Below are 11,131 nucleotides of genomic sequence, written 5' to 3'. Positions count from 1 at the left end.
TGAGTTCGAGGTATCAGGAGCAGGGAATGAAAGAAGTGGATAAAAAGCTCGATGTTATCTGCATGGGCAGAGTGGCTGTCGATTTGTACGGTGAACAAATAGGGTCTCGCTTGGAAGACATGACCACTTTCGCCAAATATTTAGGCGGGTCCTCAGGAAATGTCGCCTATGGTACTGCTATACAAGGGCTAAAATCCGGAATGCTGGCGCGAGTCGGTGATGAGCACATGGGACGATTTGTAAGAGAAGAATTGACCCGTGCTGGTGTCGACGTTTCGCACTTAATCACCGACAAAGATAGGCTAACCGCGCTTGTTTTACTCGGCATCAAAGACGAAGACACCTTTCCACTTATCTTTTATCGCGATAACTGCGCCGACATGGCAATTACACCGGAAGATGTGTCGGAACGCTACATCGCCTCGTCGCGTTGTTTAGCCATTACGGGTACACACCTTTCAAACCCCAATTCACGTGAAGCCGTTCTTACCGCTTTAACGTACGCTCGAAAACATGGTGTCAAAACCGCACTGGATATCGACTATCGCCCTGTGCTTTGGGGGCTGACTTCTTTAGGTGACGGTGAAACTCGATTCATCGAATCAGATAGCGTGACCCAGTCACTTCAGGATGTATTACATTACTTTGATTTGATTGTCGGAACAGAAGAAGAATTCCATATCGCTGGCGGATCCATTGATACTGTAGAAGCATTAAAAAAGATTCGAAACCACTCTAAAGCAGAGTTGGTCTGCAAGCGTGGCCCTATGGGGTGCAGTGTATTTACGACAGACATTCCAGACACTTTAGATGAAGGCATTACCATCAAAGGGGTAAGAGTGGATGTGCTTAACGTACTTGGCGCGGGCGACGCATTTATGTCTGGGTTGCTTCGCGGCTACTTAAGTGGCGAATCATGGGAGCAAAGCTGTGCTTATGCGAACGCGTGTGGCGCTTTGGTTGTGTCTCGCCATGGTTGTGCTCCAGCTATGCCAACAAAAGCCGAGCTCGACTATTACATTGCGCACGCCAAAGATATTCCTCGCCCAGATGTTAGCCATGAGCTAAATCACCTTCACCGCGTAACTAAGCGAGCAAGAGAATGGCAGGATATTTGTATTCTCGCATTTGATCACCGTGCCCAGTTTGCCGATATGGTTTGGGAGGCAAATCGGGAACTCGATGTTATTCCATACATTAAGTCATTGATTTGGGAAGCTTACCGTCAGGTTTCGAAAGAAGCTGGGTTACAGGGAAAGTCCGGTATTCTCTGTGACGGCACCTTTGGACAGCATGTACTGAATCAGGCAACAGGGATAAAAGAAAAGAATGATCCTATGGTTTGGATAGGTCGTCCAATCGAACTGCCCTCGTCGCGACCTCTCATGCTAGAGCATGGCAATATCGGTAGCCAACTGGTTAATTGGCCACAAGAACATATCGTTAAATGCTTGGTCTTCTACCATCCAAACGACGAACAAACACTCAAGCTTCAGCAGCAAAAAGATCTGCAAGAAATCTACGAAGCTTGCTGCCAAAGTGGGCATGAATTGCTGTTGGAAATCATTTTGCCTAAAGACTCAGCGCCATGCTCACCCGAGGAAGAAGGTCAGCTATATACCTCAGCGCTTTCACAGCTTTATGACTTAGGAATAAAGCCCGATTGGTGGAAACTGCCATCAATGGAGAAACAAGGCTGGATTCAGATTGATGAACTGATAGAGCAACATGATCCCTATTGCCGTGGCATTGTGTTACTCGGATTAGATGCACCACTCGACCAGCTTAAAAAAGGGTTCGAAGATGCGACACAAAGCAAGAATGTACAAGGGTTTGCTGTCGGTCGCTCTATTTTTGGAACACCAACGAAACAATGGCTGAAGCAGGAAATTGACGATGAAACCTTTATTTCAAAAGTGAAAAGTAACTACCACCAACTTATTTCAGTTTGGCAACAGCGACATTCCTAAGCGCTAACTTATCAGGAGAAAAAAATGGAAACCATTACCAATTTTGTCAACGGTCAGCGTGTAGAAAGCCAATCAGATCGCTTTGGCAAAGTGTTCAACCCCGCCACTGGGCAGCAAACCAAACAGGTCGCTCTTAGCCTAGTATCCGAAGTCGAAGAAGCCATTGAAGCCGCCGCTAATGCCTTTCCAACATGGTCAAAAACCCCGTCGCTTCGCCGAGCTCGCGTCATGTTTAAGTTCAAAGCCTTGCTTGAAGAAAACAGCAAAGCGCTTGCAAAACTGATATCCAATGAGCACGGAAAAGTGTTTTCCGATGCCATGGGCGAGTTAACACGAGGTTTAGAAGTCGTCGAGTTTGCATGTGGCATCCCGCACCTTCAAAAAGGTGAAAGCTCTGCAAATGTTGGCAGTGGTGTAGACAGCCACTCGATCACGCAGCCATTGGGGGTTTGTGCAGGCATCACACCTTTTAACTTTCCCGCAATGGTTCCGATGTGGATGTTTCCCATTGCCATCGCGACAGGTAATACCTTCGTGTTAAAGCCTTCAGAAAAAGACCCTTCGCTTGCATTGATGCTGGCAGAGTTACTGAAACAGGCAGGGCTTCCAGACGGTGTCTTCAACGTAGTTAATGGTGACAAAGAAGCCGTAGATGTTTTGCTCACTCACCCTTCGGTACAAGCCGTTAGTTTCGTAGGTTCAACACCTATTGCTGAATACATTTACTCGACCGCATCGGCTCATGGTAAACGATGCCAAGCACTTGGCGGAGCAAAAAACCACTGTATTCTGATGCCAGATGCCGACATGGATATGGCAACGGGTGCTATTCTCGGCGCTGGGTTTGGGGCAGCAGGTGAACGTTGCATGGCGCTCTCAGTAGTTGTTGCTGTAGGTGATGAGACAGCAAACACACTGATTGAAGGATTAAAAGAAAAAATAGCGGCTATGCGCGTTGGTCCCGGGCTGGTCGACGGTCCGGAGAACGACATGGGGCCAGTCATCTCTGCTGAGCATCGCCAAAAAATCATTGGCTATATCAATTCAGGTGAAGATCAAGGAGCAGAACTCACGATAGATGGAAGAGATTGCCAAGTCGCAGGACATGAGAGTGGATTTTTCGTAGGCCCGACCCTGTTCGACCATGTTAAGCCAGACATGACTATATATCAGGAAGAAATATTCGGTCCGGTTTTATCTGTTGTTCGCGTACCTGATTATCAAACGGCACTTCAACTTATCAATTCCCATGAATACGGTAACGGAACCGCTATTTTTACCCGTGATGGTGAAACTGCGCGACAGTTCAGTGAAGATGTTTTGGCAGGCATGGTCGGTGTCAATGTCCCTATTCCTGTTCCAATGGCGTTCCATAGCTTTGGTGGATGGAAACGCTCAATATTTGGACCTTTGAACGTTCACGGTAATGATGGGGTGCGTTTCTATACAAGAATGAAAACCGTCACCACTCGCTGGCCAACCAGCGTTCGACTTGAGAAACACAAAAGCGATTTCATAATGCCTACGATGGACTAAAAATACGCTCTGCGTTGCTTTCTCCCCCGTGATTGCGGCGCAGAGCTCTCTGCTCTTCTCCACTAATTTCATCCCATCTTTATACACGCCTGAATTCAAGATGCAGCATTCATAAATTGCTGAGTTTGTTATTTTTTAATCGACCCACGAATAACGGGTTCGCAAGGTAACGTAATAGATTGCGGTGGTAACTCAGAATCTGAGATATGATCGAATAATGTGCCTATAGTTTGTTGAATCATTTCTTCGTATGGTTGCCTAATCGTCGCTAAATTGTAGGCACGACTTTTCGCGAGCCTAATGTCATCCACACCAACTATGCCTACATCCTCAGGTACTCTTAATCCAAATTCGTATCGAATAGCATCCATACCGCCACACGCCATTATGTCGTCAGCATAGAACAACGCATCGGGTTTTTCGCTGGAATTAAATATACGAACGGTCGCATCATAACCGGCGTCGTAACTGAATTCCCCACCTTCAACGATTTGCCATTTGTCGCAACCTCGCAATATTAGCTTACTTAGAAATCCTCGCTGACGCTCGACCGTTGCCGACGTGCCTACCGGTCCAGTGACAAACGCTGGTCGATTGTATCCAGCATCTAAAATCATATCCGCTGCCATACCGCCCGCTTCTAAGTTGTCACAGCTCACGACAGTAACGCTGTTCTCATCAGAGTTTCGCCCGAAAATGACGACTGGCGTATTTTGAGCCTTACAAGCATCAGACAATGCTTCGGGTAATGAAGCGGAAGTAATAATTAACCCATCAACGTTGTATTCCATCACCAGTTCAACCGCTTCTTTGATGTCCATTTCATCGGTCACTTTGATCAAAAGGCTATGGCAGTTTCTTTTTTGAATCTCTTCTGTGAATTGGGAAAGGACGGGTAAATAGAATGGGTTGTTGAAATCGGTAACAAGAATGCCGATCAGGCTGGAGCGAGATTTAATGCCTCTTGCAAGTCGGTTTGGTTTGTAATTCAACTCTTCTGCTGCCGCCATGACTTTATTCCTCAGCTTTGAAGAAATACTGGCTTCAGGGTTAAAGGCTCTTGAAACGGCAGACAAAGAAACGCCAGCACGTTCGGCTACATGTACCACCGTGACTTTACGTACTTTTGCCTCAACCTTCTTGCTGTTCTCACTATCGTCCATTCAAACTTCCATATTTTCCGATGCGTGTATTGGGTCTGTTGATCTTTCGTGGTTAAATTTCGCTCCATTTCATGGCGACATTACAGAAACAGCATGTGACTAAGGTTATATGTGACCCAGGTTAACTGTTACCTTGTGACACCGTGACATTGGAGTCTAACTGAAAATGTTTTCAAAATCTTTGCTCGTATTTTTCTTTACTACTTTATTTAAAACGGCTCACAAACCGGATGTAACGATCCGCCATTCATTCCGACACATGCAACTGCTCCCTAAAACAGTCACACCAGCGAACCCTGCTCCCTACCGAACAGACACCCTGTGAGCCTAAACCTTAGTCTTGATATTTAACCTGCCACTACTCTTGGCTGCTTGTTGGCTATAACCAAAAGAAGTGGCGATTTTGTTATCGGTATTCACCTGCCAGCTTTTCAACAAGTGCCAAGTTATCTTTAGTGACGAAACCTGGTCCTGAGTTGATGTGGTTTGAAGGTAAAACACCATAGCGATTGAATAGAGTCAGCACCATGACAGGCAAGTACCCTTGAAGGTATGGCTGTTGGTCGATTGCCCACTTAATATTGCCTTCTTTAATGCCTTGAGCAATTTCGTTACTTAAGTCAAAAGAACCGAAGTAAATCTTACCCAATTGGCGATTTTTCTCTAAAGCACGAAGTGTTGGGTGAGCAGATGTTGGACCCAAAGTCAGAATGGCTTCTATGTTTGGGTTTTTACGCATGTACGCCATGACTTTCTTTTCGATGCCTGTCGGATCCTGTCCTGAATCAATCATCTGACCATCTAAATCTACACCCAGCGCATCAGCAAAACCTTGGCAACGCTCAACGGAAGCTGGGTTGGTAATGTAATGATTTACACATAAGAACGATTTAATGCCGTCGGCTTTCGCACGCTTACCAGCACCAAACCCTGCATCGTATTCTGGCTGACCAACGTGCAACAATGCGCCAACACTTTCACTCTGTTCTTTTGTACCAGAGTTAATAGTCACTACTGGTATGCCCTTTTTCTTTGCTTTCTCTAGCGGGCCTTTCAATACGTCGTAGTCGGCAAGTGTTGTGATGATCCCTTGTGGGTTTGACGCAACAGCTTGTTCAATGATTCGAGCCATGTCGGCTAGGTCACCTGTTGGCGGGTTACGGTATTCAACCGACACATCCATGTTTTGCCCCGCTTCTCTGATAGCGGTCTTGATTGTATTCCACCACGAGTCAGCATCGGGCGCGTGGCTAACTAAAACAAAACGCTCTTCCGCTGAAGCGGTTAAAGGCATGAATGCTACCGCACTTCCGCAAATGGCTAACGCCAATACCGATGCCTTTTTCGCTATGTTGCTCAATAGGTTGTTCATCCGGATATCTCCATGTGTTGTGAATGAAGTGAAAGTCATCCAGTTCTTCCACTTCTGTTGTTTTCTTGTAGACAGAATATGTTGCCTAGCCCACGCTCGACACGGCATCTGCGCGTGCAAACTCGGCCAATTCCGCTTCCAACGTTTCTAACTCTTCGCCACCTGACATCATTTCCAGAATCTCCTCACGAGAGACTTCATCTTTTTTCCATGAACCTAAGCTTTTTCCTCGATTTAGCAGCGTAAATCGGTCCGCGACTGGGTAAGCGTGGTGAACATTATGGGTAATTAAAATCACCGCTAATCCTTTACCCCGTGCCCTTGCAACTACTTTAAGAACGTTCGCAGATTGCTTAACCCCCAACGCTGCGGTTGGCTCATCCAAAATCAATACTTTTGCACCAAAGTGAATCGCGCGAGCAATGGCCAAACACTGCCTTTCACCACCAGACATAGTGCCAATAGGGTGTTCAGGGTCTCGTACATCTATCCCCATATCGGCCAATCCATCACGAGCAATGTCATTCGCTTGCTTGGTATCAAATATTTCGAACGGTCCCCATTTCTTCGTCAACTCTCGACCCATAAAGAAATTTCGAGTCACACTCATCAAAGGCACCAGTGCCAAATCTTGGTATACCGTTGCGATACCTGCATCCAGTGCATCACGTGGTGATTCGAATCTCACTGGCGAACCGTTCATTAAAAACTCGCCTTCTGAAGGTTTGTGAACGCCTGCTAAAGTTTTAATCAGGGTAGATTTACCCGCTCCGTTATCCCCTAACAAACAGTGCACTTCCCCCATTTTTACTTTCATATCGATATCTTTTAACGCAATCACAGAACCAAAGTAGCGACTGACGTTTTTAAGCTCGAGAATGTACTTATCCATAAATTGCTCCTTGAAAACGTATTAACGTGCGCTGGTCACTTTCTTGCGAATAAAATTATTGAAAAGAACGGCAATCAGTAACATCACACCCAGAAATACTCGGAACCAATCAGAATCGACGCCTGTGAAGAAGATCCCCATTTGCACCACACCAAATATCAATGCTCCAAAAAATGCACCAATCACTGATCCATAGCCACCCGTGAGTAATGCCCCGCCAATAACAGCGGCAATAATGGCTTCGAACTCTTTTAGCAACCCGCGGTCAGCAGCGGCAGAGCCAAATTCCAGTACCTGACATGCAGCAAAAACCGTTGCGCAGAACGCAGTAAACATAAATAGAGAAATCTTTACCTTTTCAGTTGGTACACCCACATTTTTCGCTGCATTGGCATCGCCACCGGAAGCAAATATCCAGTTACCAAATTTGGTTCTTAACAGTACAAAAGAAGAAATGATCGTAATGATGAACCACCAGATCACGACCATAGGTATGCCACTCACGATAGGTGAGCCGTCGCTATAGGCCTCAAGTAATCCGATATCCGCAAGCCATTGGAAAAATCCCATGCCTATTTCCCCTCCAAAGGCGGCGGCAAGGATGTCTCCCTCTGCAACTTCAGACACGCCAGAAAGGATGGTTTTATTGGTTAACATGATGGATAACGCTATGGTTAACCCACGCAGGATGAAAAGGAAAGCCAGCGAAACAATGAAAGAAGGCAACCCTGTTTTTACAACGATATACCCGTTAATAAAACCAATCGCCATGGCACCAATGAAGGCAAATATAATGGCGAGCCATACCGGCCATCCCCAATAAACAGAGGGTATGGCTATCATCATTCCAGCAAAGCCAATCATCGAGCCGATGGATAAATCAAACTCGCCAGCGATCATCAACAAACAAGCACCAACAGCAATAATGCCAAGTTGGGCAGACACCGTTGTCCAGTTCATGATGCCATCGGCATTAAACATGCCAGAGTCCCACGCCACTATGGCAAAAAATAAAAATACCAAAATTGTCCCAGATACTGAGCCCAACTCTGGTCGTGATAGTAATCGGTTCAGCACAGAGACCTTGCGAACCCGTTCATCGTTACTCGAAGCAGCTTGAGTTGCTTCGGCAGATACTTTCCCTGTCATAAAATTTCTCCACATTTTTTTCGCGCATTTACCTGTTGTGCCGCCTATTCAGTGTAGGAAGCTTCAGGATAAAATTGTTTGTTCAATGAACACCCGACTTCTTTCCGCATCGGTTTTTGCATCACTCTTTGCACTCGGATCAGTATCTTGCTCAACGGTTACCCATCCTTTGAAATCAATTTCAATAAGAGTCTGTTTTACCTTTTCAAAATCAACACACCCTTCTCCCAATGGACAGAAAATATTGTTGCCAATGGCTTTATAAAAATCGACGCCATTTGCAACAGAGACTTTGTGAACATCTGGATTTATGTCTTTAAAGTGCAGGTATTTCACTCGATCTCGATAGGAATTAAGCACATCGCACGGGTCCATCCCTGCGTAGATGCAGTGACCTGTATCGACGCAAAGAGACATCAAATCTGGTGGCAAATCGCCCATCGCCCGATCTAACTCATCTCGATACTCAATAAAGGTTCCCGCGTGAGCATGTAAGGTAGGAACAATGCCAAAGTCGGCACAAATACGTCCTACCTCTTTCAGCGTTTCCATCATGTAATTCCAGCTTTCGTCAGAGAGACGTGTCGCTGTGTCTAATTGACCTGCTTGGTCAGTACGGGGGGACGAAACGTGATCAATAATGACCAAATATTTAGCGTTTTGCTGTTGCAGTATCTGACACACTGTCTTGGTTTGATCCAATATAGCTTGTCGGGTATCCATTCTATGGAGATGAACAAACAGCGTACCGGCTATAAGTTCTAAACCTCGGTCTGACAGCTCCTTTCCCAGTATTTCTTTTTCTTGCGGCAAATAACCTAAAGGTCCCAGTTCTGTTGCTTTGTACCCCGAAGTACTAATCTCATTTAAGACCGTTTGCCAAGACGGGTTATCAGGATTATCTGGAAATTCTATTCCCCATGAACACGGGGCATTTGCAAGTTTCAATTCCACAATGTCACTCTCTATACAAAATTCACATTCGATTAACAATTGAGTCACAATAATGGAAATGTTTTCATTATGTCAATACAGACAGAGCAAATATTAATCATATTTGTTTGCTTAGATCTCAAATACGCATAAATTGAGCTCATTTCGATCAAAGAATCAACAAATGTATTGAAAACATTTTCAGGGCGAGGTTATTATTTGGTCAATACGAATAGTGAGTAGACAAGGAGTGTACAAATGACAACGGTAAGACTCACAACAGCTCAAGCGCTCGTTCGCTACTTAGCAGCGCAATACATAGAAGTTGATGGTAAAGAAGAATCCTTATTTGGGTGCGCGTTCGCTATTTTCGGCCATGGGAACGTGACCTGTTTGGGGCAACAACTCTTAGAGAATCAAAATGTGTTTCCCACTTGGCGCGGACAGAATGAACAGTCGATGGCGCTGGCGGCGATAGCCTATGCACGTGCTAACAAGAGAAAACGCATTGGTATTGCTACATCGTCGGTCGGACCGGGTGCCACGAACATGATTACCGCCGCTGGCGTTGCTCACACCAACCGACTCCCACTATTGCTTCTATCAGGCGACACCTTTAACTCGCGCTTACCAGACCCGGTACTGCAACAAACGGAGCATTTTAACAACCCGACCCTCACGGTTAACGACGCATTCAAACCTGTGACTCGTTACTGGGATCGCATTACGAGCCCCGCACAATTAGTCGCTTCTCTTCCACAGGCGATGGCAACTTTGCTGGATCCTAGTGATTGTGGCCCCGTATTTTTGGCTCTACCACAAGACGTTCAAGGAGATGCGTGGGATTTCCCATCGGTCTTTTTCGAAAAGAAAGTACATCGAATTCGACGTCCTCAACCTGAGTTTGAAGACTTGGAAGCTGCAGCAACCCTTATTAAACAAAGCAAACAACCTGTAATAGTGGCAGGAGGCGGCGTTTTTTACAGCGAAGCCCAACAAGAGCTTCAAGAGTTTGCAGAAAAGTACGATATCCCCGTAATTGAAACCATCGCGGGTCGAACACTTTTACCTGCCTCGCACCCCTTAAATTGTGGACCAATTGGTGCAACAGGCTCCGACAGTGCAAATAACATCGCAGAACAAGCAGATTTAGTTTTAGCCATTGGCACACGATTACAAGATTTCACTACAGGATCTTGGACCGTTTTTCGCGGTGAGAGCATGAAACTGATCAGTGTTAACACGTGCCGTTTCGATGTCATTAAGCACCTTTCATGCCCGATTCAAGCCGATGCCAAAGCGGCACTAGAACAACTAAACCCCATGTTAACTCATTGGAAAGTAGATAAAACATGGTCTCTCTTCACTCGTCAAGAGAGACAGAAATGGTTGGATATTGTGGCAGAACGTACCCGACCTTCAGAAACAGCAACACCATCCTATGCGCAGGTTATCGGTAAAGTGAATCAGCTGGCTTCGCCTGACGATAGGGTCATAACCGCAGCAGGTGGTTTACCTGCAGAACTCAATATGAACTGGCAAGCGAGCCAGCCAGGTCAATTGGATATCGAGTTTGGTTTCTCTTGTATGGGGTACGAAGTGGCGGCCGGTTGGGGTGCCAAAATGGCGCTAGGTAACAGTGATGCCATTGTTTTAGTCGGTGATGGTTCTTACCTAATGCTCAATTCAGACATCTACAGCTCGGTTTTAACTGGTCACAAAATGATTGTGATTGTCTGTGATAACGGAGGGTTTGCGGTCATCAATAAGCTTCAAAACAACACAGGTAACGAAAGCTTCAACAATCTATTGAAAGACTGCACTTCGATCAGAGAAGAGTCAGAGCTTCCTAGAGTGGACTTTGTAAAGCATGCACAGGGGTTAGGAGCAATTGCGGAAAAGGTCGATAACCTCACGCACTTTGAAGACGCGTTTAATCGTGCAAAAGAAGCAAGCCAAACTTACGTTCTTGTGGTTGATATCGACCCAACCCTCTGGTCGTCGGTTGATGCGTGGTGGGAAGTCGGACTGCCAGAAGTAACCGATCGAGAAGAAGTTGTTAAAGCAAAAGAAACTTGGGATGAAGGTCGACGTCACCAACGTCGAGGCATTTAGG

Annotated in this window: 9 protein-coding genes; 4 read left to right on the top strand and 5 right to left on the bottom strand. The window is 45.8% G+C overall.

The features are described 5' to 3' along the window. The first annotated feature begins 26 nt into the window (after positions 1-26). Entirely contained in the window at positions 27-1,970 is a 1,944-nt protein-coding gene (locus VPNCDNU1_RS02165) for a bifunctional 5-dehydro-2-deoxygluconokinase/5-dehydro-2-deoxyphosphogluconate aldolase (RefSeq protein ID WP_104398834.1), read from the top strand. Positions 1,971-1,994: 24 nt separating this feature from the next. Beyond that, a complete protein-coding gene (locus VPNCDNU1_RS02160; RefSeq protein ID WP_104398833.1) occupies positions 1,995-3,506 on the top strand; it encodes a CoA-acylating methylmalonate-semialdehyde dehydrogenase in 1,512 nt (503 codons plus the stop codon). Positions 3,507-3,634: 128 nt separating this feature from the next. Here VPNCDNU1_RS02160 and VPNCDNU1_RS02155 read toward each other — a convergent pair whose 3' ends face one another. Beyond that, complete coding sequence (locus tag VPNCDNU1_RS02155; protein WP_104398832.1) at positions 3,635-4,669, bottom strand: LacI family DNA-binding transcriptional regulator; 1,035 nt, start codon at positions 4,667-4,669, stop codon at positions 3,635-3,637. A 166-nt stretch (positions 4,670-4,835) separates the two neighbouring features. Here VPNCDNU1_RS02155 and VPNCDNU1_RS28775 point away from each other — a divergent pair, with 166 nt between their 5' ends. Further along, entirely contained in the window at positions 4,836-4,994 is a 159-nt protein-coding gene (locus tag VPNCDNU1_RS28775) for a hypothetical protein (protein WP_167404701.1), read from the top strand. An 81-nt stretch (positions 4,995-5,075) separates the two neighbouring features. On the opposite strand, the gene VPNCDNU1_RS02150 is transcribed toward VPNCDNU1_RS28775, so the two are convergent. From VPNCDNU1_RS02150 to VPNCDNU1_RS02135, 4 genes are all read right to left on the bottom strand, one after another. Beyond that, positions 5,076-6,041, bottom strand: coding sequence for a sugar ABC transporter substrate-binding protein (locus VPNCDNU1_RS02150; RefSeq protein WP_237324070.1), 966 nt, complete (start codon positions 6,039-6,041; stop codon positions 5,076-5,078). 85 nt (positions 6,042-6,126) lie between these two features. Then, positions 6,127-6,933 (bottom strand): ATP-binding cassette domain-containing protein, encoded by an 807-nt coding sequence (locus tag VPNCDNU1_RS02145; protein ID WP_104398831.1) that lies wholly within the window; start codon positions 6,931-6,933, stop codon positions 6,127-6,129. Between the two features lie 21 nt (positions 6,934-6,954). Then, positions 6,955-8,082, bottom strand: a complete 1,128-nt coding sequence (locus tag VPNCDNU1_RS02140; RefSeq protein ID WP_104398830.1) for an ABC transporter permease — start codon at positions 8,080-8,082, stop codon at positions 6,955-6,957. A gap of 63 nt (positions 8,083-8,145) precedes the next feature. Then, positions 8,146-9,036 (bottom strand): TIM barrel protein, encoded by an 891-nt coding sequence (locus VPNCDNU1_RS02135; RefSeq protein WP_104398829.1) that lies wholly within the window; start codon positions 9,034-9,036, stop codon positions 8,146-8,148. 237 nt (positions 9,037-9,273) lie between these two features. Between VPNCDNU1_RS02135 and iolD the strand changes: the two genes are divergently transcribed. Further along, a complete protein-coding gene (iolD, locus tag VPNCDNU1_RS02130; protein ID WP_104398828.1) occupies positions 9,274-11,130 on the top strand; it encodes a 3D-(3,5/4)-trihydroxycyclohexane-1,2-dione acylhydrolase (decyclizing) in 1,857 nt (618 codons plus the stop codon). Position 11,131 lies beyond the last annotated feature (1 nt).

This window comes from Vibrio penaeicida (assembly GCF_002933855.1).
Lineage (GTDB): Bacteria > Pseudomonadota > Gammaproteobacteria > Enterobacterales > Vibrionaceae > Vibrio > Vibrio penaeicida_A.
Note: the sequence above shows the minus strand (reverse complement) of the source record. Positions and strands in the feature narration are given on the sequence as shown.